The sequence below is a fragment of the Comamonas sp. B21-038 genome (genome assembly GCF_022387135.1).
GTDB lineage: Bacteria > Pseudomonadota > Gammaproteobacteria > Burkholderiales > Burkholderiaceae_C > Comamonas > Comamonas sediminis.
The window spans coordinates 2,535,911-2,558,956 of sequence record NZ_CP092462.1 but is presented as its reverse complement, the minus strand read 5'-3'; the positions used below and the strand labels follow the sequence as shown (position 1 = coordinate 2,558,956).

Genomic DNA, 23,046 nt, shown 5'->3' with positions numbered 1-23,046 from the left:
GCAGGCAAGAGTCGCCGGGAACTAGTAGACTTGCCGCCGCCATCGGCCCAGCTTCACATCTGGCCCATCCCCCATCCGCAAAAAACGCCGTCCCCACAATGAACCCGGACTCCATGGCCGCCAGGCGCAGCAACGTCGCAGCGATTTCTTCCGGCGTGCCAAATTGGGCCAGCGCGGCCTGAAGCTCAGTCCTCGCCGGGACGCGGATAGCCTGCTTCGGCCCAACGTTGCGCAGACGCTCGGCTAAGGCTATGGTCCGGCCTGACGCGGGCCTTGGCCAACGCGCTGCCATCCTCTGCGGTGGCGGTGAGGGTCGCGGAGGGATTGTCCTCGTCGGGCTCAATATCGAGAGAGACGGTCACGCGCGATCCATTCACCACGATCTGGATGTCCTTGTGCAACTGGGCCGCCAGGTGCTGCTCATGCCGCCGCATGACTTCGTGGGCAGTCTTGACGAGGGTGTTGAAGGCAGAAACGTCAAGCGGCTTGGGATTTTTCTTGTCGCGGCCCATCGTCCATGGCCCCACCAGGCTGGGCTCGGCCTGGCCGTCCTGGGTCATGGCAACCGCCCAGCCATCGTCGTCTTCATTCTTGATGACGCGGGCCTCCCAGCCGTTGTGATGCCAAAGGCAGTCTTCGAAGACGGAGGCAGCTTCTTGTTGGAGCTCTTCAGACATTTTTGGGCCTTTGTGAAAACTATCAAGGGCAGAATTTTACTGTATATTCATACAGTCTTGCGTGCTTGGGTCTTATCTTAACGGTGTCGGCTTCAGAAGGTCGTCAGCAAGCCCGGTGTTCAAAGCGGCTGACATCAAAGATCCAGGCCGCGTAGTTGCGTCGATCGCTGGCATCCACAGCCTAAAGCTGTCACTGGCAGCAAATGCGTCAACTGCAGCTTCAAGACCCAGGCAGTAACTGCGGCGCAGCGGTCTAAGCCCATGCGCCGGCACCTGCTGCCCCCACCTCACATCTGGCTCATCCCCCCATCCGCAATAATCTCTGTCCCCACAATAAACCCAGATTCCTTGGACGGCAGGCTGCCACGATGGCGCGGTGCTCGTCTTGTGACGCCTTGAGGCCGAAGCGATGTGATGGCTGGGTGCGCAGTTGTATATCGATGCTGCGCACCAGGTCTTCGATCATCTGCAGCAGTCTGGAGCGGGCGCAGGCGGCACCTGCACCTATGTTTATCAACGGGCTTGCCGCTGGATGCCTGGGAACTTCCACGACAATCTGGTGGATGCCAGACCTCGACCTCCATCTCTTCCAAGCCCATCTCCAGCGCTGGGGCGCGCAGCCCGCAGGCAGGCCTTTGGCCACGTCTACCAGCGATCTTCTGCCTGTCAGCCTGACGGGGAAGTGGAATGGCCTCCCGGCGATGATCAAAATCAGCCGAGACTTGGACGAGCGCATCGGCGGACAAGTGTTGCAATGGTGGGATGGCGCCGGTGCGGCTCGCGTTTATGCTTCTGACCCGCCGTCAGGCGCGCTGCTGATGGAGCGGGCCACGGGCTCCAGGCATTTGCTGCGCATGGCTTTAGAGGGAGAAGATGACGCAGCGACGACCTGTATCTGCCTCAGCCTTCATCAACTGCATTCCCACCGGCCTTCTGCGCCGCCGCCTGAAAACCTGCTGCCTTTGGCGGATTTCTTTCGATCGCTGGCGCCGATGGCCGCGCAGCAGGGCGGCCTGATGGCTGAATGCGCAATGGTGGCGCAAGAGCTGCTGCAGGATCAGCGTGAGCAGGTCGTCCTGCACGGGGATGCACACCATAGCAATATCCTCGATTTTGAACAGCGCGGATGGCTCGCGATAGACCCCAAGCGCGTCACCGGTGAGCGGTATTACGACTACGTGAATGTGCTGTGCAACCCGGACCTGAAAACCTGTACCGACCCGGAGCGCTTTGCGCGGCAGTTGGCCGTGGTGGTCGATGTGGCAGGCCTGGAGCGTCAGCGCCTGCTCCGGTGGGTGATGGCCCATGCCGCGTTGTCAGCGGCCTGGTTTTTGGAAGACGGATGCAGAACCGAGGCCGATGAGGAGTTGGCTGTTGCACAACTGGCCAGGCAGGCGTTGGCTTGACGATCCCATCGCTGCGGTCTTCTCAGTTGCTTCCACTCGCTGTACCCCACCGCCTGGCCCATGCGGGGGGCGTTTGCGGCAGAACGTGCGCCCACCCCCTCACATCTGGCTCATCCCCCCATCCGCAATAATCTCCGTCCCCACAATAAACCCAGACTCCTTGGACACCATATGCAACACCGTCGCAGCGATTTCTTCTGGCGTGCCAAAGCGGCCCAGTGGAATCTGCGTCTGGATGCCGGCGGCCATGGCCTGGGCCTGGTCGGGTGCCAGGCCCAGCTTGCCGTAGAGCGGGGTGCTGACGGGGCCGGGGCTCACGACATTCACACGCACGCCTTGGGGCAGCAGCTCGGCCGACAAGGTCTTGGCCAGGGAGATCAGTGCGGCCTTGCTGGCCGCGTAGACGCTGGAGTTGGCCATGCCGATGTGGGCGTTGATCGAGCCGTTCAGCACGATGGAGCCGCCTCGCGTCATCAGCGCAGCGAGGCGTTGGATCAGGAAGTAGGGGCCTTTGACATTGGTGTCAAAGCTGCTGTCCCACAGCGCCTCGTCGATCTGCGGCAGCGGGCCAAACTTGGCCACGCCGGCGTTGATGAACACACCATCGATCACGCCCATCTGCGTTTGCAACGCGGCGACCAGCGCGGCTTGGGCGGAGACGTCACCGGCTTCGCTGACCAGGGCCAGCGCGTCAGGGCCCAACGCGGCCTTGACGCGGGCCAGGCTGTCGGTATCGCGGCCGGTGATCGCTACCCGGGCGCCTTCACGGGCAAAGGCGATGGCGGCTGCAGCGCCGATGCCGCTGCTGCCACCGGTGACCAAAATATTCTTTCCTTCAAAGCGGTTCATGATTTTTCTTTCGTTTGTTTCGTTGATGTGTTGCTGGGTTATCAGCCCCAATGCAGGGCTGATGGATGAAGTATCTGCCGATGGATCGCGCTACAGACACCAGGATTTCGATGAACTCGTGCAAAAATACCGAACATGTTGAGTCTCGAAGATCTCCAGCTGCTCGAAGCGGTGCGCGCCACCGGTAGCCTGTCGCGCGCGGCCGAGCGGCTGGGCAAGGCCGCATCCACCGTGTCCTATGCGGCGCGCCAGCTGGAGGAGCGGCTCGATGCCCTGCTGTTTGACCGTGCGGGCTACCGCATCGCGCTCACGCCTGCCGGCTTGCTGCTGGTGGAGCAGGGCGCGCAACTGCACGCCCAGGCGCGGCGGCTGACGGAGCGGGTCAAGCAGGTGGCGCGGGGCTGGGAGTCCGAGCTGCGCATCGTGACCGACGAACTGGCCAATACCGAGGCGCTGCTGCCCTTGATCGCCGACTTTGATGCGCTCAAGAGTGGCGTGCGGCTGCGCATGGCCCATGAGGTGCTGGGCGGCACCTGGGAGGCCTTGCTGGACCAGCGCGCCGACCTGGTGGTAGCCGCCACAAACGAGCCGCCGGCGATGGCGCATCTGCAATGGTTTGAGCTGGCGCAGCTGGAATGGGTGTTTGCCGTGGCACCGCACCACCCGCTGGCACGCGAGGCACAAGACGGGCAACCGCTATCGGTGGAGGCCATCGCCGCGCACCGCTCGGTCGTCGTGGCCGATACCTCGCGCCTGGCGGTCGCCCGCAGCTACGGTGTGCAGACGCACCAGGAGCGCCTGGCGCTGCCCAGCATGCGCGCCAAGATCGCCGCCCAGGTAGCAGGACTGGGCGTTGGCTGGCTACCGCTGGAGAAGGTGCGCGATCACCTGGCCCACGGCAGCCTGGTGGCGCTGGCCACGCAGGACTCGCGTGACCCCAACCTGCTGTTTGTCGGATGGCATTCGCACCGCGCAGGGCCGGCGCTGCAGTGGTGGGTGGACAAGCTGCGTGATCCGCGCCTGGTGCCGCCATTGCTGCATAGGAACTACTGAGCCCGTTCGCTGATCTCCATCCCCAGTGCCCGCAATCTCGCCCGAAGATCCTCAGCACCCGCAAAATGGATCGCTTGCATTCCCTGGCGCATCGCTGCCTCGACATTGCGCAGGCTGTCGTCAATGAATACCGCCGATGCAGGATTCAGGTTGAAACGGGCGATGACCAGCTCGAAAATTTCTGCTTGGGGCTTGGCAAGGCGTTCATGGCCGGACACCACGATGCCGTCGAACCAGGCGAGAAAATCAAAGCGCGCCTGCGCAATCGGAAAGGTTTCGGCGGACCAGTTGGTCAAAGCGAGCAAACGCAGCGGCTGTTGCCGCAGCTCCTTGAGGATGGCAACGGCATCGTCGATTGCTCCAGGCACCATCTCCGGCCAGCGGTCGAAGTAGGCGCGAATGGCAGCCTCCTGCGCCGGATGCCGTTCAATGGCCTCGGCAATGCCTTGCTTCCACGGCCGGCCCCGATCCTGCTGGTCGTTCCACTCGGCGGTACACACCTCCGCCAGAAAGGCTTCCATGCCCGCCTCATCGCCCACAAAGATTTTCCGGTACAGATGTCTGGGATCCCACTGGATCAAAACGTTGCCAAGATCGAAGATGACGGTGTCGATGGGTGGTGTTTTCATCTGAATGGTGGGTGCGGCCCACTTTAAAAAATTGGTTCTCAGCGCGTCGGGGCGCCTTGTACAGCGGCGGCCTGTAGCTGCGTGAAAGGGGTCACCGCAGTGGAGGCCAGCGCAACGCAGCCGTTGCGATGCTTGTCCTGGCCCGGGGGACGACAGCGTGCTGCGGCGAAAGGCGCTCTTCCTGCGCTGCAAAGCCTGCTGCATCGCCTCGCGATGAGGCATGATCCTGCCAGCCAACCAGTTTAAAGGGATCCATTGCCCATGCCCGCTGTCCCCGACCTCGTATTCCGCCCAGCGCTGGACGCTGATCTGCCGCAGCTCTATGCCTGTGATCCGTATGCACAGGAGCATGGAAGCAGACGGTCCGAGCTCAGGCGCATGGTCGAGCAATCCTCCTGTATCGTGGCCGTCGAGGGCGGCCTGCCGCTGGGGTTTGCGGTGCTGGAATACCACTTCTTCGGATGCGGTTTCATACCGCTGGTGTGCGTCGCTCCCGCACACCGCGGCAAAGGGGTTGCGCTTGCTTTGCTCATCGAGCTGGCGTATCGCTGCGTCACCCCCAAGCTGTTTACCAGTACGAATGCTTCCAATGCACCGGCGCAGAGCCTGTTTGTCCGCGCGGGTTTCATGCGAAGCGGCATCGTCGAGAATCTCGACCCGGGTGACCCTGAGCTCATCTACTTCCAGGATCTGGCCAGCGGCAAGGCGCAGCAGCCGCTGGATCCATAGGGGGCGAGCACCGGGGGTGCCGTGGCGTTGGCGCTGCTTGCCCGCACCTCTGCCGGCCCACCTGGAGCCGGGATTGGCATACACTCCCCCGCATCCCTCCATTGCGCTATAACCCACCCGTGACGACCCAGCACCAGATAACCGATGCCGAACTGCAGGCCTTTGCGGCCGAGGCGGCAGCCCAACCCCGTTGTGCTGACTGCGCGCCGTTGTGGCGGCGGGGTTGGGAGTCGATGTCTGCCGCAGCGGGTACCGACCACCTGGCGTTGCTGGGCGCGCTGGGCAGCGAAGCGTCGTGGGAGCAGCTGGAAGAGTTTCATCCAGCGGGCACCAACTTCTGGTCCCCCGATGCCCCGATAGCGCCTGGCTGGCACCCCTACACCCGCAGTACCTTGTGGCGCTGCGCCCGCTGTTCGGGGGCGTTTCTCCGGTACACCGAATACGGCGGCTATTACCTGGAAGAGCGCATCCGCCCGTTGTGGGCGGATCTCATCGTTCGGCCTTAGATCAGGCGGTGCCGGAGCGGCCGGACCGCCAAACGGGCCTGCCTGCCGCCGCCACCGGCCCTCACGGCCAGTGCCCATCAGACTGTGGAGGCCTGATCCGCTGCGCATGGCCGCTGATCACGCCTCCATCATTGGCAGTTGCCAGATTTAAGCCGGCTCGTTCCAGCAGGCGTACGGCAGTGTCCAGGTCATTGTCTTGGTGTTGCCGGGTACAAACACATAGCCGTCCGGCGCGGTGGAGGTGACGATGGTGAACCCCGAGGTCAGCGCTTCCGGGTTCGACACGAAATTGTTGCTGTCGTAGGTGGCCTCGGTGGCATTGCGGACATAGCTGCTGACGGTCGTCACGCCCGTCTCATTGAAGGTGGGCTCGTTCACGAGACGCGGTGCATACGCATAGAGCAGTCCATCCAGTGGCTCGGCCGAGTTGTAGGGGTAGCTTGCAATGATGTCCGTCGTGCAGGTGTTGGTAGGCGCAGCGGTGACGCTGATGGGCAGAAGCGGCGCGGGCGGTGTGCATGAATAGGCTTGCGTGGTGCAACTGGCGCCTGGTGCGATTTCTGAATTCACTACACAGCTTCCCGTCTCTGCGGAATTGCCGTTCGCGGTAATGCGCATGCGTACGCCACTGGTATTGGTGACCGTCAGCAGCGGCGCAGGATCGGCGTAGGGCACACTGCTGTCTGCCAGCGTGCCGCCCGCTGGATTGACAAGTTCATAAGGGCCCGCTGCGCGCACTGATTCGATCCATGATCCACCCCCCAGCGACAACAGACTGACCGCCGCTGCCATGCCTGCGATGGCCAGCATGCGCGCTTTGTAGCCATCGCGGCGGCTGCGCCAGGCAAGCACTGCAATGAATGCCGCCAATGCTGCCACGGCAAAAATGCCCAGGCTGGGAACTGGCGTGGTAGGTCCCACAGGCACCGTGACCACCGGCGTATAGCCCAAGGATATGTCGCAGGTGTTCACGACCTGGTCGGTGACCGTGATGGATATGGCGGTCGGTGGAGCGCATTTTTCCGACAAGGTTTCTGCGGTCATCTCGCCGGTGGAATTATTCATTCGGAATCCCCCCGGGAAGCACACCTGGTATTCCATTGAATACGTGCCCGGGGGCACCGAAGCGGCTGCTTTCACTGCACCCGTCGATGTATTCAGCGTCACTCCCGGATGGGACGCCGGGGTGACCACGGCCAGTTGAAAATAGTGGATGCTGGCTGGCTCCACCCTGTCCGGCTCAAAGGTATCATCCGTACTCCAAAACACCGTGTCATTCGCCAGCACATTGGCAATGGCGATCGTGTCTGCGCCGGAAGGCGTACTCCCTGAGTCTGGTGACGCGCTGAGATAGGTCGCATCCGACACTATCTGACAGGCTTGGAGCGTGGACATGTAGATTTGGCCAGCGGGACACACCAGCAACGATAAATCCTGCGCTTGCGCCTGCGTCAGCCCGCCAAGCACAAGCAGCAAGCTGCACATCATGCGCTGTCGTGCTCTGCCAAAACAGGATTTGAAATTTATCATGGCGCCGCCTCTCGTTTGAGAATATCTAGCTGAAGTTATTCCAGTGCAGCACCATTATTTTGGTGATTTATTATTTTCTGTATGCGTGTTTTTCCTATCCCTATTAATGGCTTATAAAATGCTTTTTTAATGAGTTTTCCAAGAAAACCAAAGATACTTCAAATTAATAAAAGGATTTGAATATCTGGCTGTGCTAGGGATTCTCTGCAAAACTCCCTGCCGTGGTCAGAATGCAGGCCCGGGCGATTTGCGGCGTTGTCTTTCTTGTCTATAACCTTGCAATTGACTGCAGAAGACGCCTCGCGTCTTATCTGGTCCGCGTCCATCCGATGGGGCACGGGTTCTGCAGACGATCCCCTGGAGCGCCTGGCCGCCGCAGCAGTCGGCCGGCATCAGCAGCGGCACTGCCATCCGTCTATAGGACAAATAGCTGGGGTTGCCTGCACGCGGCCAGCGTCATACTGTGCATATGTCTTCCCGTCCCGCCCATCTGCTGTTGATTGAGACCACGCCTTGTTTCGGACAGGTCTGCGCCTGATCGTGCAGGAGCATCCGGAGGTGGGTGCCATTTCCGAGGCCGGCTCCATCGCCGAGGCCTGTGCGCTCGCGCAGCGTGCCCCAGCATCGGGTGGGGGTGGGGCGGTTGACCTGGTGTTGCTCGATATCATGCTGCCCGGTATGAACGGGTTCGATGGCATGCCCTCGTTGCGCAAGGCATTTCCGCAGGCGCGCATCGTGTTTGTGTCGGCCAGCGTGGCGCCTGATGGCGTGCGCGAGGCGCGCGCACGGGGCGCCGATGGCTTTCTGTCCAAATCCGCCAGCGGCAATGACATTCTGCAGGCCATCGGTGCGGTGCTGGCGGGGCAGCCGTGCTTTGCGGTGCCAGCGTCCTCCGGCCCGCTGCCGGACGGGGTTGCGCTTACGCCGCGTCAGCGTGACGTGTTGCGCCTGCTGAGTGCCGGCAAGCCCAACAAGGTCATTGCACGGCAGCTCGACTTGAGCGAAAGCACAGTGCGTGGGCATGTGACAGCGATCTTTGCGCAACTGGGCGTCGACAACCGCAGCGCCGCCTTGCTGCGCGCGCAGCACCTGGGCCTGGTGGATGTATTGCCTGCCTATGCCGGGCCTGCGTCCGCGGCTTGAAGGTCTGGTATGCCCAACGACGCAAGCCTTGCCCCTCTTTGTGCCGCTGAGCAGACGGCGCTGGTGGATCTGCTCTACCGGCAGTCGCACGCGATGCTGTTCATCAATTTCGTGATCCCCATTCCAGCGGTCGCCGTCTTCTGGTCCCATCTGCCGCACGCGCTACTGCTGGCCTGGGGTGCATCGATCATGTTGGTAACGCTTGCACGCATTGCGCTGGCACGTGGCTGGAGCCGCCATACGCAGAACCCCGCAATGGCTGCCAGGGGCGACGCCAGCCGGGTCTGGGCCTGGCGCTTTGCCGTGGCCTGCGGGCTGTCCAGCGCGCTGTGGGGCGCCATGGGCTGGGCGTTCTACCTTTCAGACCAGCCGCAGTTGCTGGCGTTCCTGGCCTTTGTCATCGCGGGCATGTCCTGCGGCTCCATCACCTCCTTCGCCGCGTTTCCTCCAGCAGCCGTGGCAGCGCAAACGCTGCTGATCCTGCCCTTTGCGGTGCGCAATCTGGGCCAGGGGCATGGGCTGCCGCTCGTCTACGGGGTGTTCGCGCTGTGTCTGTATGGCGCCAACCTGTTCTATACCCGGGTCTCCTACCGCACGCTGGTGGACAGCGTGCGCCTGCGCTTCGAGAATGCCGCGCTGGTCGATCAGTTGAAAAAAGAGCGCGACCGCGCAGAAACCGCCAACCTGGCCAAATCGAAATTTCTGGCCGCCGCCAGCCACGACCTGCGCCAGCCGCTGCACGCGCTGGGACTGTTTCTGGACTCGCTGCAGCGCAGCGCCCTGTCGGAGCGGCAGGCAGAGGTGTTGGGGCATGCGCGCGCCGCCTCGGTCGCCGCGTCTGAAATGCTCACGACGCTGCTGGACTACTCGCGCGTTGAAGCGGGGGTGGTGCGCACGCAGGAGGCACCCTTTGCCATCCAGCCGCTGTTGAGCGCGCTGGAGCGGGAGTTCGGTGCGCAGGCCGATGACGCAGGCTTGGTCTACCGCTCGCGCGAAACCACGGCAGCGGCATTGGCGGACAAAGCATTGGTGGACCTGGTGATGCGCAACCTGCTGTCCAACGCGCTGCGCTATACGCAGACCGGTGGCGTTCTGGTGGCCTGCCGGCGCCGGGGCCAGCAACTGGCGCTGGAGGTGTGGGACACCGGCTGCGGCATTGCGCCCGAACACCTGCAGTCCATCTTTGAAGAGTTCCACCAGCTGGGCAACCCCGAGCGCGACCGCCGCAAGGGCCTGGGACTGGGTCTGGCCATCGCACAACGCCTGGCCTTGCAACTGCATACCCGCATCGACGTGCGCTCGCTGCCCGGGCGTGGCTCGGTGTTCCGCCTGTGTTTGCCGCTGTGGTCGGGTGCGCTGCAGAGCGTGCCGGACCCGCTTGCAGCCCCTGCGGCATCCGAAGACCGCCTAGCCGGGCTGCACATCGTCGTGATCGATGACGACGAGGCGGCACGGCGCGCGATGCAATCGCTGCTGGAGAGTTGGCATTGCCACTGCACCTGCGCAGAGTCGGGACCGGATGCATTGCAGCAACTCAGCGCCACAAAGCAGCTTCCGGATGCGATCATCACCGACTTCCGTCTGCGCAACGGCGAGACCGGCAAGGAAGCGCTGCAGCTGCTGCGGGAGCATGGGCAGCATCCCGTGCCCGCCATCATCGTCACCGGAGACACCTCGCCGCAACGCCTGCGTGATGCGCAGTCCACGGCGGCCCTGCTGCTGCACAAACCGGTATCCACGGCGGACCTGCAGCAGGCGCTGATCCGGCTTTTGCACCCCTAGGCACTGCGCCATGGTCCTCATGCGCGCTGCCCAGGCTGCTACCAGTCCCCGGTCGCGTGCCCGATCAGCCCGGTGCCGTTGACCGGCATCACTGCGGCTCCCGGAGCAGCTGCGCGTATTTTCGGTAGCCCCATACCGCTGCGACGACGACCCCGATACCGACTCCCCAGGCTACGGGGACACCGAAGCCCAACACCAGCAGCAGGGTCAGGCCGATGCTGACCAGCGCGATCCACACGGCGGTGACGAAGTCAAAACGGGCCACCGCGATGGCGTCATCGGCGATGCCGCGACTGGCATGGCCCCGTTTCTGGCGCTGGCGCCTGAACACCCATACATCGGCAAAGAATGCCGCGACCCCGGCGAGAAGATCGGTGACGAGACTCATGGTGGAACGGCTTTCGTTGCAGTGGTTGGGGTCTTCAGCAGATGGCTGGGTCCATCGCGCTGATCCCGATCGCGAATGTAGCCGAAAAACAGGAAACCGGAGCCACCCGGCTCAAGCAGGTCAAGCTGGGCACCGCGCTGTCTGCGCAGGCGGCCACGGCGGCAGGTGGTTTTGGTGGGCACTGGACCGGCGCGCGGGGGCGCTGCACTGCCAGCCTTGCACCGCTGTGCCCCTAAGTGCTGTGCCTGGCGCGCATCGGTCCGGTTCCTGCAGAGGGCCAGGCGCGGCTTGCCAAATACCACCATCGCTCAACAGCTGCAACCGGTAGATGTTCTAGGCGGCCATCGCCACAATCGCTTTAACATGGCCTGGCGGCGGACCAACGCCACGCAGATTTCGTTGCAGATTTTTGACATCAGCTGCCAAGGTTGCCAGCGCAGATGTCCGGCAATAAAGCCCGAATCGATTCATTCCAGAGTCGATTCGGGCTTTTTTTTGTCCGCTTTTGCATTCCCGTTTTCCGAACCCTGCATGGGTTCGCAGGCGGAGCTTTGCCTACGCTGCTCTGAAGCCTCTGCGCTGCTGCCCGCCGGACCAGTCGCACTTTTTCTCACCAACTTGGAGCACAGCCATGAGACATGGAGATATTTCGAGCAGCAATGATTGCGTAGGGGTTGCCGTCGTCAACTACAAGATGCCACGCCTGCACACCAAGGCCGAGGTGCTGGACAACTGCCGCAAGATCGCAGACATGGTGGTGGGCATGAAGCGAGGGCTGCCGGGCATGGACCTGGTGGTGTTCCCCGAGTATTCGACGCACGGCATCATGTACGACGCCAAGGAGATGTACGAGACCGCTTCGGCCATTCCCGGTGAAGAGACGGCCATCTTTGCCGATGCCTGCCGCAAGGCCAATGTCTGGGGCATTTTCTCGCTCACCGGAGAACGCCATGAAGAGCACCCCAACAAGGCGCCCTACAACACCTTGATCCTCATGAACAACCAGGGCGAGATCGTGCAGAAATACCGCAAGATCATGCCCTGGGTGCCTATCGAAGGCTGGTATCCCGGCGACTGCACCTATGTCAGCGAAGGCCCCAAGGGCATGAAGATCAGCCTGATCATCTGCGACGATGGCAACTACCCCGAGATCTGGCGCGATTGTGCGATGCGCGGCGCCGAGCTGATCGTCCGCTGCCAAGGCTATATGTACCCGGCCAAAGAGCAGCAGATCATGGTGTCCAAGGCCATGGCGTTCATGAACAACACCTACGTGGCCGTGGCCAATGCGGCAGGCTTTGACGGGGTCTACTCCTATTTCGGGCACTCCGCCATCATCGGTTTTGACGGCCGCACCCTGGGCGAGACGGGTGAAGAGGAAATGGGCATCCAGTATGCCGAGCTGTCCAAATCGCTGATTCGCGACGCCCGCAAGAACGGCCAGTCGCAGAACCACCTCTTCAAATTGGTGCACCGGGGCTACACCGGCACCATCAACTCGGGCGACGGCGACAAGGGCGTTGCCGCCTGCCCCTACAGCTTCTACAGCCAGTGGGTCAACGATCCCGAGGGAACGCGGGAGATGGTCGAGTCGTTCACGCGCACGACAGTGGGCACCCCTGAATGCCCCATAGAAGGGATTCCGCACGAAGCGCCCCAGCACCGCTAAAGCCTGCACCCCAGTGGGCATGGCCGCCCGGTAGCGCGCAGCCATGCCATCCAATAAAAAACAAGGAGACAAGCATGCTGGGTATTGCGCTTTTTTTCATTGGCGTCGTGCTGATCGTCAACGGTGTGGGGCTGAGCGGCCGCATGGATGCGCGGGACTCTGCGCCGGTCAATCTGCTCGTGGGTTTGCTGGCTTTGTTCCTCAATGCCGTAGGCATTCTGCGTGCAGACACCGACCCCGATTTTTTCGCTGCCGCAGGCGGCCTGCTTTTTGCTTTCACCTACCTGTATCTGGCGGTGGTGCAGTGGTGGGCCCTCAAAGGCGTGGGCCTGGGTTGGTACTGTCTGTTTGTAGCGGTCAGCGCGCTGGCCTTTGCCGCCACTGCGGGTGATGTCCGCGTCATCGCCATGTGGCTGGTCTGGTCGAGTCTGTGGTTTTTCTTCTTTCTTGCGCTGGGGTTGGGCAAGCAACTGCGCTTTCTGGCGGCCTACACGGTGCTGGTGGGCATTGTGACCTGCTGGATTCCAGGTTTGATGTTGTTGACGGGGAAATGGTGAACATGATGAACGCAAAAGACCCTCTGCTAGCCGCTCGCGGCGATGACCCGCTGGCCGGGTACCGCCTGGCCCAAGAGCCGTTTTACCGGCCCGCGCGCAATGAGATCGCGCTGTACGAACAGGCCTACCGGCACCGTATGCCGCTGATTCTGAAAGGGCCGACCGGATGCGGAAAGACGCGCTTTGTCGAGCGCATGGCCTGGGCGCTTCGGCGCCCGCTCATCACGCTGGCCTGCAACGAAGACATGACCGCCTCTGACCTGGTCGGCCGCTACTTGCTCGATGCCGGTGGCACGGCCTGGCACGACGGGCCGCTCACCATGGCGGTGCGTTACGGTGCCATCTGCTACCTCGATGAGGTGGTGGAGGCACGGCAGGACACGACGGTCGTCATCCATCCGCTGACCGACGCGCGCCGTGTGCTTCCGCTCGACAAGAAAGGGGAGGTCGTGCACGCCCATCCGGATTTTCAGCTGGTGGTCTCCTACAACCCCGGCTACCAGAGCAGCGCCAAGGACATGAAGCCCTCGACACGGCAGCGATTTGCCGCGCTGGAGTTTGACTACCCCGACCTTGCCACCGAGGCCGACATCGTCGCGCACGAAGCGGGCATAGACCATGCGCAGGCCGAGCGCTTGGTCGCGCTGGCCCACAGCACGCGCGCGCTCAAACACCATGGCCTGGATGAAGGCGCCTCCACCCGCATGCTCATCTATGCCGGCTTGCTGATGCGCGATGGTGTATCGCCCGCCGACAGCTGCGACATGACCATCACCCAGGCCTTGACGGATGACCCCGATACCACCGAGGCGCTGAAGAAACTCGTGCATGCCAAATTTGGTAGCTAGGAAGCACACCGCCATGGCCCCACCATCCGCGCCTCTGTACAGCGAGCGCTCAGCGACACGCTGGATCGACGACGGCACACCCGCTTTCGAGCGCCTGGCCAGGCTGGCATCCGGTCTGGCGTTGATGCAGGTGCAAGTCCATCCGTTGCAGGCTGCCAGCCCGCGTCAGCAGGCGGGCGGACTGCTGGGTGGCGCAGCGGCCCCACCTGCCTCTGCGCAGCGCGCCATTGTGCTGGCTGCAGACGAGGGGGCGTCTTCAAGCGCAGTGCGCTTGGTGCTGCCACCGCTGCACGGTGTGCCCGACGCTGAACGTATCCACCGGCACACCGCGATGGTGGCGCATGCTGCGGCGCATCTGCTGCATTCACCCGCGCGCCAACCGAGCCAGGCCTTGAAGCCCATGGGCCAGGCGGTCGTCTCGGCGATAGAAGACGCCCGCGCCGAGCGCCTGTTGCTGCGCGACTACCCCGGCGCACGCCCCTGGTTCCAGGCGCAGATCGCGCCCGAGCCCGAAGCGGAAGACCTGGGTTTCACCGCTTTCATCGCGCGGCTGGACCGGATCTTGTTGCAGGTGGACAGCGACAGCGCCAACCACTGGGTGCACAAGGCGCAGCAGCTTTTTGAAGACACGGTGCACCGGCATGGACTGGAAGACTATGCGGCATTCCGTGCCATTTCCTCCATCCTCGCCAATGACCTTGGCCAGATGCGCGTGCGGATGGATCCACAGCACTACGCCGGGCCCACGCTCTACCGGGATGACAACAGCTACCTCTGGGCACATCCCGAATCCGAAGACAACCAGGACGAGGCCTTGCATCTGCCCCAGGCCGCCGCGCAACCGCAGGCGGCGCGCCCTAGAGACGCGCAACAGCCACCCGAGCCGTCGCAAACGCCCCAGGCGGCTGAAGAGTTCGAGATCGCCCGCTTTCACTACCCGGAATGGGACTGCCAGCGCGAGCAGATGAAGCACGACTGGTGCCAGGTGATCGAAAAGCTCCCTGCGTGGCAGGGGCTGAGCGAGATCGGCGGCCCGCGCCCCTCCAGTACCACCCGTGTCGACCGTCTGGCGCTGCGCCATCCCCACATCCTCGACCGGCACCACCGGCTCCGCCGCCAGTGGGAGGGCGATGCGCTGGACCTCAATGCAGCCATCGAGGTGCAGGTGGACATGCGTATGCAGCTGCGCCCCGACCCGCGCCTTTTCATGCGCGCCGGCAAGGGCCCACGCCCTGGCAGCATGTTGGTGCTGCTGGACATTTCCGAATCGGTCAACGACCTAGGGCCACAGGGCCAGAGCCTGCTGGCTTTGGAAAAGCAGGCCGCATTGTTGCTGGCGCAGGCCAGCTCGCGCAGCGCTGAGCGCCTGGCCATCCATGCGTTCTCGTCCAACACCCGTGCCGAAGTCAACTACTACCGCCTGCTGGATTTTGGCCAAGGGCACAGCCGCGCCACGGCCGCGATGATCCAGGCGGTGCGCGGGCGCTTTTCCACCCGCATGGGCGCGGCGCTGCGCCACGCCAGCAGCTTGCTGCGCCATGAACCCGAAGGGCAGCGCAGCCTGTTGGTGGTCACCGATGGCGCGCCCCACGATATCGATGTACACGACAAGCGCTACCTGATCGAAGACGCACGGCATGCTGTTCAAGAGGCCAAGCGTGCCGGTGTGCGCGTTTGCTGTCTGGCCGTCGATGCCCAGGCCGATGCCTATGTGCGCCACATCTTCGGCTGGCGGGGTTACGACATCGCGGACGACGCCGCGCAACTGGTGCCGCGCCTGACCAGGATGAGCGCGCGCCTGGCGGCTGGGAGCTAGATGCGCAGGGCGCTGTCCAGCCTGGCACAGAACAGGCAAGCCAGCGCCCGCAGTTGCGCTAAGCTGGCTGGCTTGCAGCCATTTCACCGTGCCCGCTCCACTGCACAGCGCAGGGGTGCGGGACAGACCAGGAGACAGGTTTTGGCAAACAACGATCCCTTGCGCGTCGGCATTCTTTTTTCGGAAACTGGCACCACGTCCACCATCGGTCAATCGCAGCTGCAGGGCAGCCTGCTGGCCATCGACGAAATCAACAACGCCGGCGGCGTGCTTGGGCGGGAGCTGGTGGCCGTGCGCTACGACCCGGCTTCCAACCCTGCCGAGTACGCGCGCCTGGCCGAGCAGTTGATCATGCACGACCGCGTCAACACCATCTTTGGCTGCTATATGTCCAGCAGCCGCAAGGCCGTGCTGCCCGTGGTCGAGAAATGGAACAAGCTCTTGTTCTACCCCACGCTCTACGAAGGCTTCGAGTTCTCGGCGAACATCATCTACACCGGCGCCGCCCCCAACCAGAACAGCGTGCAGTTGGCCGATTTCATGACCAGCAGCTTTGGTGCGCGTGTGTACCTCATCGGCTCGGACTACATCTACCCGTACGAATCCAACCGCATACTGCGCGAATTGGTTCTGCAGCACCCCGAGGGAGAAATCCTCGGCGAGCGCTACCTGCCGCTGGCGGCCACCGAGCAGGACTACCAAATCGTCATGGAGGATGTACGCCAGAAGCGCCCTGACTTCATCTTTTCCACGGTGGTCGGCGACTCCACCGCCCGGCTGTACCGCGCCTATGCCGATGCCGGGTTCGACACCAAGGAAATGCCCATTTGCAGCCTCACGACGTCGGAGGCCGAGATCGGACAAATGGGTTTTGACATCGCAGCCGGCCACATCACCTCGGCGCCTTATTTCCAGTCGATCCAGTCTGCTGCCAACCAGCGCTGCCTGGCCCACCTCAAACGGCTGTTCGGCGATGACTGCCGCCCCAATCTGTGCTGGGAAGCGTCCTATTTCCAGATGCATATGTTTGCCAACGCCTTTCGCCGCTCGGGCAGCGACACCATCAGCGAGTTGCTGCCTCATCTGCTGGGCAGCGAGTTTGATGCCCCGCAGGGGCGTGTGCGCATCGATCCCGGCAACCACCACACCTGGGTCTACCCCCGTATTGGCCGGGCCAATGCGCAAGGAGCGTTCAGCATTCTGCGCGAGGCCAAACGCGCCGTATCGCCTGACCCTTATCTGGTCACCCATTCCCTGGGCGACTGGACGGCGAAGATCGAGGTCTGAGCGTGAACCAGCAGCAGCCCCGCGCCACCTCGCAGCACCTCAAAGAGCTGCGGCAACTCAACATCATCCTGATGCACCCCGATGATGCCGATGGCTTGCTGCTGGCCCAGCAGCTCCAGCGTATCGGCTGCCAGGTGCGCAGCGTCTGGCCACCGGTGCAGCAGTTGCCGGGCGACCCGGATATCGTGCTGTTGGCGGTACGCCCTGATTTTTTACACCTGCTCATGCCGTGGGCGAGCGGCGAGCAGGCGCCCGCCCTGGTCGCGGTGGTGAACTATGAAAACCCCACCATCGTGTCTGCCGTGCTGGAGCTCAAGGCCCAGGCCGTCCTGCCTTCGCCGATACGCTCCTTTGGCCTGCTCTCCACCCTGGTCGTTGCGCGGCAGATCCACAAGGAGCACCGGCAGATGCAGCAGCACGTGCACAAACTGCAAAACAAGCTGCTGGGCCAACGCCGTGTGACCGACGCCAAAGCCATCCTCATCGCCACCCACCAGGTCAGTGAAGACCGCGCCTACGAAATGCTGCGCGAGCAGGCCATGAAAAAGCGCGTATCCGTCGAAGAGATCGCCCAGGCCATCATCGGCGCGAGCGAATTGTTGGGGATGAAAGGCAAGCCCGAGTAATTGCAGCCGGGTTGTGGGGAGGCGTGGAAGACCCTCGGTCTGCTGCAGAGATGGCCATGGGCGCATGGCACCGAGGCGAGGCTGACAGCCCACAGCAGCCCATCTGCCCAGCCCGCCGCCGTCCCATTACGGCACTCGCCGGCTACCGTGTAGAGGCATAGACGCAGCCGTTCTTCAACTGCCCCGACGGGGTGATGCGCTCATTTTTCATCACGCCCTCCAGCAGCATCCCCGCGCTGGCGCAGGTCGCGCGGCTGCCCGCGTTGTCTTCATCGGTGCGCGCAAACACCCGCCGCGCCTTCAATTGCGTGAACGCCAAGTGCAGCACTGCGGTGACCGCTTCTTTCGCAAATCCGTTTCGGTGCATGCCAGTGCGCATCCAAAAACCCATCTCCATGCTGGGAATGTCCCAGCGGATCGTGTGCAGGCCCACGCTGCCGACCAATCGCTGCTGGTGGTCCCACACCAGAAATGCCAGGCCCGTGCCGTTTTCGCGGTCACGCATGCTCGCCAGGCAGAAGTCTTCGGAGGCGGATGCCGATGGCTCATACAGTGCCCAGGGCAGCGAGGTGGGCCAGGCGCGCAGGCTGTCCAGGCTTTCTACGACGGCAGCGTAAACGGCTTGGCCATCGCCGGGGCCGGCTAGGCGCAAGCTCAGGCGGGGTGTTGGAATGGGGGTGTCGACACTGTCAGGGAACACGGGCATTGTCATTGGCTTGCACAAGGCTTGTTAAAAGGCAGAGGCTGGCAGTGTACGACGCCCACAAAATGATCGAATGGGTTTATTCAGCGGAGCATGTAGTATCCAGGCGTCCGGCACTTAAACGCCGTTTTGATGGCGCACACCCGTTAGAAAAATTGGAATACCCACATGGACCAAAGCTTTCCAAATCGCACGATAAAGCCTTTTCGCATGGGTCGAATCCCCAGCTATCCAGTCTCGGGCGATCAACTGGTGGCCGATGCAGAAAATCGGCTCCAAAACCAGGGCGATATTTTTGGCTGTGCGCTATTCCAATCGCGCAACGACATTCTCTCCACGCTGGCTGCGCTGGTCGAGGACGAGGATTACCGCGAGAAATTTGGAAAAGTAAACAGCGAGCCCTTTGCCGCGCTGGCCGAGCTGCCTCCGGAATCGCAAGCCGCTGCCATGAAAATCGCGGAGCTGGCGATGAATCGGCTCATTGAAGCCATGGTGGGCCAACTAGCCGCAGGCGAAAGAGCATTGCCTGGCGACTATTGCGTCAGCTACAAGCTAGAGGCGCAGCTGGAGAAAATCACAGGCGCCACCGCCAATGGCGTCAAGCTGAGGAAGGTTGATAAATGCACAATCGTAGATGCGAACCAGAGTGTGTTGCCCGCGTCCCTGAATAGCTGGCTTCGGCGCTTTGGCCAAAGCGCCGTTTGAGTGCTTGGTAGAACGCACTGGGTGGAGCGCCGCTCCACATGAACAGGTCATCCAGCGCGATATTCGCTGCTTGACTGCAGCTCTATGGCTCATCAGCCGGCTTGCTTCTTATCCGTACTCTCAGCCTGCTGCCCCTGCACCAGCGCCCACAAAGCCTCCGCCGCCGGCGCCATCTCCGACCGTTGGCGGTACAGGCGGATCTCCACCGGTACGTTCCAGCGGTCGTCGCCAGCGGGCACCAAGCTGCCGCTGCGCAGTTCTTCGGCGATGAGGCTGTGGGGCAGCCAGGCGATGCCTCGGCCTTCCAGCGCCATGGTTTTGAGTAAGGCAGCGTGGTGGGCGGTGAACACGACGGCGACGCCATGCTCGATGCCGGGCTGGGCGGCGTGCACGGCGTCGGCGCCGTCGGCAAACATGCCGCGCATGCGCGATCGCATGATGCGGCCCAGGCCCGAGGCTTCGCTGTAGGCGAGGACCGGGACGGCGCTGTGCTGGCCGATGCGGTGCAGCGGCTGGCCGGGGGCATCGGGTGCGGCGGCGCTGACGGGGCACAGCAAATCATCGGACAGGCGGAGCATGGGGTACTGGCCTTCGTCCAGGCGGCCGGGCACGGCGGCATGGCCGTGGCACAGCACAAACTGCACGCGCCGCTGCAGCATCAGGTCTTCACAGGCGAGGGAGCTGTCGCTCATCGTCTGGATCGGGCCCATGCGCAGCTGCGCTTCCATGCCCACCAGCCAGCGCGGAAAGAAAGTGAGCGACAGCACATGGGTGGCAGCAAAGCGCAGGCTGGCGGCCGCCGCATCATGCGCGGCGCGGGCCTTGATGCGGGCGGCCTCCAGGTTGGCCAGCACGTTCTGCAGCAGCGGCAGAAAGCGCTGGCCGGCAGGGGTGAGCGCCGCAGGGTGGGCGCTGCGGTCAAACAGCTCCACGCCGACCCAGTCTTCCAGCGATCGGATATGGCGGCTGAAGGCCGGCTGTGCAATGGCGCGGGCCTCGGCTGCGCGCGAGAAGTTGCCGGTGTCGGCCAGTGCCATGAAGTCTTCGAGCCACTCCAGATCGAGCGGGCGGTTGCCGGGTCCCATGGGTTTCCTTGGAGCCTTCCTGGCTCATAGATACATGTATGCGTTTCGGGTATTGGACAGCAGGGGCAGCGTGCGAAATGATGAACACCGTTGACCACCAGCACCCCTCACGGAGACAAAAACATGCCTGCCATCGCGAATTATCGTGGAATTATTCCTGCCATCTCTTGCCCTTTCACCCCGGACCACCGCATTGACGAACCCGCACTGCGCAAGCTCGCATCCTGGCTAGCCGGCCACGATGGCGTGGTGGCGATCATGACCAACGGCCATACCGGCGAGGTGTTCTCGCTGACTCCGGCCGAGCGCGCTGAGGTGACACGCATTGTGGCCGACGAGCTCAAGGGCCGCATGCCGGTGATCTCGTCCATCGTTTGCGAAGGCCTGGCCGATGCGGCCGAACATGCCCGCGCTGCGGTGGAAGCCGGTGCCGTGGCGCTGGATGTGATGCCCCCGCACCACTGGCTGCGCTTTGGCTTCACCTCCGGCCATGCGCTGCAGTATTTCGAAGCCATCCACAAAGCCGCCCCCAATGCCGACCTGGTCTGCCATGTCTACCCGGCGTGGACGCGTGCTTCCTACTCGTCGCAACTGCTGGCCGACCTGGCCAAGCTGCCATACCTGCAGGCCTTCAAGGTGGGCCAGCGCGACATGAACAAGTACGCCCGAGACATCCAGGCGATCCGCGAGGCCGATGCCTCCAAGGCCATCCTGACCTGCCATGACGAGTACCTGCTCGCCTCGATGGTGCAGGGCGTGGACGGCGCGCTGGTGGGCTTTGCGACGTTTATTCCGCAGCTGATCATCGACCTGTGGAACGCGGTGAAGGCAGGCGACCTGAAGAAGGCGATGGACGTGCAGGCCATCATCACCCCGCTCAAGGATGCCGTGTACGGCGGGGGCGAGCCCACCGGCGAGGCCCATGCCCGCATGAAGGGCGGCATGTACCTGGCCGGCGTGATCGACGACGCCACCGTGCGCCCACCGACCGAAGCGCCCAATGCCAAGGAAGTGGAGGCACTGCGCGCCGCCGTCAAGCAAGCCGGGCTGCTCAAGCGCTAAGCCTGCTGTTGAAGCGGGGCAGGGGATTATGAGTCCTCTGCTCCTGGGGTCCCGAAGAACGTGTTGACGATTTCCTCGCGCCTCGACAGTGCCCTTGCGGAATGAAGTGATGCGTGCACCTCAAGACGGGGTGTCCGCAAAGTCACTGTCCCTACGGGTTGACGTGAAATCGGGCGATTTCTTCGCGTTGGCTCTTGCTTGCACCTCGGTGCAAGCTGCGAACCACCGCTTCGAACTCATCCCGATTGCACGCCAACGCGGCTGCGTAGAGATCGTCAACACGTTCTAGAAAAAAATCGACAGGAGACAAGACACCATGCAACGCCAACAATTCATCCGCACCGCGCTACGTACCGCCATTGGCGCTGCCGCCTTGGCCATGGCCGCCAGCGGCTTTGCGCAGACCTACCCGAACAAGGCGATCCGTGTAGTGATCCCCTTTCCACCAGGCGGCACCCTCGATGCGGTGGGCCGCATGCTGGGGCAAAAGCTGGCCGACCAACTGGGCCAGCCCTTTGTTATCGAGAACAAGCCCGGCGCCAGCGGCGTGATCGGCGGCGAGACGGTGGCCCGCGCGCCGGCCGATGGCTACACCCTGCTGTTCAGTGCTTCTACGCATGTGACAGCGCCACTCACCCTCAAGTCCGTGCCCTACAACGTGACGCAGGATTTTGCGCCGCTTGCGCTGGTGGCCAAGGCCCCGCTGTCGGTGGCCATCAACAAGAACTTGCCGGTGACCGATATCAAGTCGCTCATCGCCTATGGCAAGGCCAACCCCGGCAAGATGACCTTTGCCGTGGGTTCGCTAGGCTCGGCCGGGCATTTGTCGACCGAGCTGCTCAAGCGCGCGGGCGGGCTGGATTACCTGATCGTTCCCTACAAGGGCACGGCGCCCGCGTTCCAGGATTTGATCGGCGGGCAGATCGACGGTTTTATCGACCCCATCCTTGGCTCGCTCCAGTACCACAAGGGCGGCATGCTGCGCGTGGTGGCCGTTACCTCGGCCCAGCGCGTACCCAACTTGCCAGATGTACCCACGGTAGCAGAGACCATTCCAGGCTATGAGTTCTACAGCTGGTATGGCCTCTGGGCACCGGCCAAGACCCCGCCCGCACTGGTGCAGCGGCTGAACGCCGAGGTCAACAAGGCCCTGGCCGAGATGGGCCCCAAGCTCAAGGAGCAGGGCCTGCTGTCCACCCCGGGCAGCGTGGAGGACTTTGCCCAATTCCAGCGCAGCGAGATCGAGCGCGCGCAAAAGATCGTGAGCGAAGGGAACATCCGTGCCGAATGACGCCCGCCATGCCGTCGTGACCGGTGCCAGCAGTGGCATTGGCCGGGCCATTGCCCAGGCGCTGCTGGCGGCGGGCTGGCGCGTCACGGGGCTGGACCTGGCGCCGGCCGCCATCGTGCATGGCAGCTATGCGCATGTGGCGGTCGATCTGACGGACGGCGCTGCCATCGCACGTACCGCTGCCGACCTGCCCGCCGTGGATGCGCTAGTGCATGCTGCCGGCGTGCTGCGCGTGGGTGCGCTGGGCCAGCTTGACCATGATGGCGGCACGCTGATGTGGCGCCTGCATGTGGATGCCGCCACGCGCCTGGCCGATGCCATCGTGCCTGGCATGGCGCAGCGCGGCCAGGGCCGGGTGGTGTTTATTGGCAGCCGGGTGGCGCAGGGCATGGCAGGGCGCGGCCAGTATGCGGCCACCAAGGCGGCCTTAATCGCGCTGGCGCGCAGCTGGGCGGCCGAGGTGGCTGCGCAGGGCGTGACAGTAAATGTGGTCTCGCCCGCAGCCACGGCAACGGGCATGTTGAACGACCCGGCCCGCGCCGGCAGTGCGCCGCGCCTGCCACCCATTGGCCGCTTGATCGAGCCGGCCGAGATCGCCGCCCTGGTGGGCTTTCTTCTGTCTCCGGCGGCGGCAGCCATTACCGGGCAGGACATTGCCATCTGCGGTGGCTCGTCCCTGGCCCGCTGATATTTCATCCACTATTT

General features: G+C 63.3%; 25 protein-coding genes. 18 read left to right on the top strand and 7 right to left on the bottom strand.

The genetic code is table 11. The features are described 5' to 3' along the window. Window positions 1-185: 185 nt before the first annotated feature. Window positions 186-677 carry a hypothetical protein gene (locus MJ205_RS11645; RefSeq protein ID WP_239812588.1) on the bottom strand — a complete coding sequence of 164 codons (492 nt, stop codon included), beginning with the start codon at window positions 675-677 and terminating at the stop codon, window positions 186-188. A gap of 506 nt (window positions 678-1,183) precedes the next feature. Here MJ205_RS11645 and MJ205_RS11640 point away from each other — a divergent pair. Next, window positions 1,184-2,083 (top strand): aminoglycoside phosphotransferase family protein, encoded by a 900-nt coding sequence (locus tag MJ205_RS11640; protein WP_342395181.1) that lies wholly within the window; start codon window positions 1,184-1,186, stop codon window positions 2,081-2,083. Between the two features lie 99 nt (window positions 2,084-2,182). On the opposite strand, the gene MJ205_RS11635 is transcribed toward MJ205_RS11640, so the two are convergent. Next, window positions 2,183-2,932, bottom strand: coding sequence for an SDR family oxidoreductase (locus MJ205_RS11635; protein ID WP_239812587.1), 750 nt, complete (start codon window positions 2,930-2,932; stop codon window positions 2,183-2,185). 135 nt (window positions 2,933-3,067) lie between these two features. Here MJ205_RS11635 and MJ205_RS11630 point away from each other — a divergent pair, with 135 nt between their 5' ends. Next, window positions 3,068-3,985 (top strand): LysR family transcriptional regulator, encoded by a 918-nt coding sequence (locus tag MJ205_RS11630; protein ID WP_239812586.1) that lies wholly within the window; start codon window positions 3,068-3,070, stop codon window positions 3,983-3,985. Here MJ205_RS11630 and MJ205_RS11625 read toward each other — a convergent pair. Continuing rightward, window positions 3,979-4,614, bottom strand: a complete 636-nt coding sequence (locus MJ205_RS11625; RefSeq protein WP_239812585.1) for an HAD family hydrolase — start codon at window positions 4,612-4,614, stop codon at window positions 3,979-3,981. The two genes, MJ205_RS11630 and MJ205_RS11625, sit on opposite strands and share 7 nt — an antisense overlap. 261 nt (window positions 4,615-4,875) lie before the next feature. On the opposite strand from MJ205_RS11625, the gene MJ205_RS11620 reads away from it, so the two are divergent. Together MJ205_RS11620 and MJ205_RS11615 are read left to right on the top strand one after the other, a co-directional pair. Beyond that, window positions 4,876-5,343, top strand: a complete 468-nt coding sequence (locus tag MJ205_RS11620) for a GNAT family N-acetyltransferase (protein WP_239812584.1) — start codon at window positions 4,876-4,878, stop codon at window positions 5,341-5,343. Window positions 5,344-5,462: 119 nt separating this feature from the next. Beyond that, window positions 5,463-5,849 (top strand): hypothetical protein, encoded by a 387-nt coding sequence (locus MJ205_RS11615; RefSeq protein WP_239812583.1) that lies wholly within the window; start codon window positions 5,463-5,465, stop codon window positions 5,847-5,849. 147 nt (window positions 5,850-5,996) lie between these two features. Here MJ205_RS11615 and MJ205_RS11610 read toward each other — a convergent pair whose 3' ends face one another. Next, complete coding sequence (locus MJ205_RS11610; protein ID WP_239812582.1) at window positions 5,997-7,337, bottom strand: midcut-by-XrtH protein; 1,341 nt, start codon at window positions 7,335-7,337, stop codon at window positions 5,997-5,999. 555 nt (window positions 7,338-7,892) lie between these two features. On the opposite strand from MJ205_RS11610, the gene MJ205_RS11605 reads away from it, so the two are divergent. Both MJ205_RS11605 and MJ205_RS11600 read left to right on the top strand, forming a co-directional pair. After that, window positions 7,893-8,522, top strand: coding sequence for a LuxR C-terminal-related transcriptional regulator (locus tag MJ205_RS11605; RefSeq protein ID WP_239812581.1), 630 nt, complete (start codon window positions 7,893-7,895; stop codon window positions 8,520-8,522). Window positions 8,523-8,531: 9 nt separating this feature from the next. Then, a complete protein-coding gene (locus MJ205_RS11600; protein ID WP_239812580.1) occupies window positions 8,532-10,304 on the top strand; it encodes a hybrid sensor histidine kinase/response regulator in 1,773 nt (590 codons plus the stop codon). Between the two features lie 88 nt (window positions 10,305-10,392). Here the strand turns inward: MJ205_RS11600 and MJ205_RS11595 are convergent, their stop codons facing one another. After that, window positions 10,393-10,692: a hypothetical protein gene (locus tag MJ205_RS11595; protein WP_239812579.1), complete on the bottom strand. Its 300-nt coding sequence runs from the start codon at window positions 10,690-10,692 to the stop codon at window positions 10,393-10,395. A 41-nt stretch (window positions 10,693-10,733) separates the two neighbouring features. On the opposite strand from MJ205_RS11595, the gene MJ205_RS11590 reads away from it, so the two are divergent. The 8 genes from MJ205_RS11590 to MJ205_RS11555 all read left to right on the top strand — a co-directional run bounded on the left by MJ205_RS11590 (window position 10,734) and on the right by MJ205_RS11555 (window position 17,495). Beyond that, window positions 10,734-10,928: a hypothetical protein gene (locus MJ205_RS11590; protein ID WP_239812578.1), complete on the top strand. Its 195-nt coding sequence runs from the start codon at window positions 10,734-10,736 to the stop codon at window positions 10,926-10,928. 52 nt (window positions 10,929-10,980) lie between these two features. Continuing rightward, entirely contained in the window at window positions 10,981-11,355 is a 375-nt protein-coding gene (locus MJ205_RS11585) for a hypothetical protein (protein WP_239812577.1), read from the top strand. Beyond that, entirely contained in the window at window positions 11,324-12,361 is a 1,038-nt protein-coding gene (locus tag MJ205_RS11580; protein ID WP_239812576.1) for an aliphatic amidase, read from the top strand. Before MJ205_RS11585 ends, MJ205_RS11580 begins: the two co-directional genes overlap by 32 nt. A 74-nt stretch (window positions 12,362-12,435) precedes the next feature. Further along, the gene (locus tag MJ205_RS11575; protein ID WP_239812575.1) at window positions 12,436-12,918 is read left to right on the top strand and encodes an AmiS/UreI family transporter; all 483 of its coding nucleotides are present in this window, start codon (window positions 12,436-12,438) and stop codon (window positions 12,916-12,918) included. Between the two features lie 5 nt (window positions 12,919-12,923). Next, window positions 12,924-13,766: a CbbQ/NirQ/NorQ/GpvN family protein gene (locus MJ205_RS11570; protein ID WP_239812574.1), complete on the top strand. Its 843-nt coding sequence runs from the start codon at window positions 12,924-12,926 to the stop codon at window positions 13,764-13,766. A gap of 13 nt (window positions 13,767-13,779) precedes the next feature. Then, complete coding sequence (locus MJ205_RS11565; RefSeq protein ID WP_239812573.1) at window positions 13,780-15,582, top strand: nitric oxide reductase activation protein NorD; 1,803 nt, start codon at window positions 13,780-13,782, stop codon at window positions 15,580-15,582. Between the two features lie 141 nt (window positions 15,583-15,723). Continuing rightward, window positions 15,724-16,869 carry a transporter substrate-binding domain-containing protein gene (locus MJ205_RS11560; protein ID WP_239812572.1) on the top strand — a complete coding sequence of 382 codons (1,146 nt, stop codon included), beginning with the start codon at window positions 15,724-15,726 and terminating at the stop codon, window positions 16,867-16,869. A gap of 2 nt (window positions 16,870-16,871) precedes the next feature. Further along, a complete protein-coding gene (locus MJ205_RS11555; RefSeq protein ID WP_239812571.1) occupies window positions 16,872-17,495 on the top strand; it encodes an ANTAR domain-containing response regulator in 624 nt (207 codons plus the stop codon). A gap of 142 nt (window positions 17,496-17,637) precedes the next feature. Here the strand turns inward: MJ205_RS11555 and MJ205_RS11550 are convergent, their stop codons facing one another. Further along, the gene (locus tag MJ205_RS11550) at window positions 17,638-18,201 is read right to left on the bottom strand and encodes a GNAT family N-acetyltransferase (RefSeq protein ID WP_239812570.1); all 564 of its coding nucleotides are present in this window, start codon (window positions 18,199-18,201) and stop codon (window positions 17,638-17,640) included. A gap of 165 nt (window positions 18,202-18,366) precedes the next feature. Between MJ205_RS11550 and MJ205_RS11545 the strand changes: the two genes are divergently transcribed. Further along, on the top strand, window positions 18,367-18,903 hold the full coding sequence (locus MJ205_RS11545; RefSeq protein WP_239812569.1) for a hypothetical protein: 537 nt from the start codon (window positions 18,367-18,369) through the stop codon (window positions 18,901-18,903). Window positions 18,904-18,995: 92 nt separating this feature from the next. Here the strand turns inward: MJ205_RS11545 and MJ205_RS11540 are convergent, their stop codons facing one another. Continuing rightward, window positions 18,996-19,988 (bottom strand): LysR family transcriptional regulator, encoded by a 993-nt coding sequence (locus MJ205_RS11540; protein ID WP_239812568.1) that lies wholly within the window; start codon window positions 19,986-19,988, stop codon window positions 18,996-18,998. Window positions 19,989-20,111: 123 nt separating this feature from the next. Between MJ205_RS11540 and MJ205_RS11535 the strand changes: the two genes are divergently transcribed. The 3 genes from MJ205_RS11535 to MJ205_RS11525 all read left to right on the top strand — a co-directional run bounded on the left by MJ205_RS11535 (window position 20,112) and on the right by MJ205_RS11525 (window position 23,029). Next, entirely contained in the window at window positions 20,112-21,050 is a 939-nt protein-coding gene (locus tag MJ205_RS11535; RefSeq protein WP_239812567.1) for a dihydrodipicolinate synthase family protein, read from the top strand. Between the two features lie 316 nt (window positions 21,051-21,366). After that, window positions 21,367-22,341, top strand: coding sequence for a Bug family tripartite tricarboxylate transporter substrate binding protein (locus MJ205_RS11530; protein ID WP_239812566.1), 975 nt, complete (start codon window positions 21,367-21,369; stop codon window positions 22,339-22,341). Next, entirely contained in the window at window positions 22,331-23,029 is a 699-nt protein-coding gene (locus tag MJ205_RS11525) for an SDR family NAD(P)-dependent oxidoreductase (protein WP_239812565.1), read from the top strand. The genes MJ205_RS11530 and MJ205_RS11525 overlap by 11 nt, the downstream gene beginning before the upstream one ends. The last annotated feature ends 17 nt before the right edge of the window (window positions 23,030-23,046 follow it).

Coding starts and splice junctions, on each gene's coding strand:
- MJ205_RS11645 (WP_239812588.1), bottom strand. CDS start 677: ATGTCTGAAGAGCTCCAACAAGAAGCTGCCTCCGTCTTCGAAGACTGC.
- MJ205_RS11640 (WP_342395181.1), top strand. CDS start 1,184: ATGTTTATCAACGGGCTTGCCGCTGGATGCCTGGGAACTTCCACGACA.
- MJ205_RS11635 (WP_239812587.1), bottom strand. CDS start 2,932: ATGAACCGCTTTGAAGGAAAGAATATTTTGGTCACCGGTGGCAGCAGC.
- MJ205_RS11630 (WP_239812586.1), top strand. CDS start 3,068: ATGTTGAGTCTCGAAGATCTCCAGCTGCTCGAAGCGGTGCGCGCCACC.
- MJ205_RS11625 (WP_239812585.1), bottom strand. CDS start 4,614: ATGAAAACACCACCCATCGACACCGTCATCTTCGATCTTGGCAACGTT.
- MJ205_RS11620 (WP_239812584.1), top strand. CDS start 4,876: ATGCCCGCTGTCCCCGACCTCGTATTCCGCCCAGCGCTGGACGCTGAT.
- MJ205_RS11610 (WP_239812582.1), bottom strand. CDS start 7,337: ATGATGTGCAGCTTGCTGCTTGTGCTTGGCGGGCTGACGCAGGCGCAA.
- MJ205_RS11600 (WP_239812580.1), top strand. CDS start 8,532: ATGCCCAACGACGCAAGCCTTGCCCCTCTTTGTGCCGCTGAGCAGACG.
- MJ205_RS11595 (WP_239812579.1), bottom strand. CDS start 10,692: ATGAGTCTCGTCACCGATCTTCTCGCCGGGGTCGCGGCATTCTTTGCC.
- MJ205_RS11590 (WP_239812578.1), top strand. CDS start 10,734: ATGGCTGGGTCCATCGCGCTGATCCCGATCGCGAATGTAGCCGAAAAA.
- MJ205_RS11580 (WP_239812576.1), top strand. CDS start 11,324: ATGAGACATGGAGATATTTCGAGCAGCAATGATTGCGTAGGGGTTGCC.
- MJ205_RS11575 (WP_239812575.1), top strand. CDS start 12,436: ATGCTGGGTATTGCGCTTTTTTTCATTGGCGTCGTGCTGATCGTCAAC.
- MJ205_RS11570 (WP_239812574.1), top strand. CDS start 12,924: ATGAACGCAAAAGACCCTCTGCTAGCCGCTCGCGGCGATGACCCGCTG.
- MJ205_RS11565 (WP_239812573.1), top strand. CDS start 13,780: ATGGCCCCACCATCCGCGCCTCTGTACAGCGAGCGCTCAGCGACACGC.
- MJ205_RS11550 (WP_239812570.1), bottom strand. CDS start 18,201: ATGCCCGTGTTCCCTGACAGTGTCGACACCCCCATTCCAACACCCCGC.
- MJ205_RS11545 (WP_239812569.1), top strand. CDS start 18,367: ATGGACCAAAGCTTTCCAAATCGCACGATAAAGCCTTTTCGCATGGGT.
- MJ205_RS11540 (WP_239812568.1), bottom strand. CDS start 19,988: ATGGGACCCGGCAACCGCCCGCTCGATCTGGAGTGGCTCGAAGACTTC.
- MJ205_RS11535 (WP_239812567.1), top strand. CDS start 20,112: ATGCCTGCCATCGCGAATTATCGTGGAATTATTCCTGCCATCTCTTGC.
- MJ205_RS11530 (WP_239812566.1), top strand. CDS start 21,367: ATGCAACGCCAACAATTCATCCGCACCGCGCTACGTACCGCCATTGGC.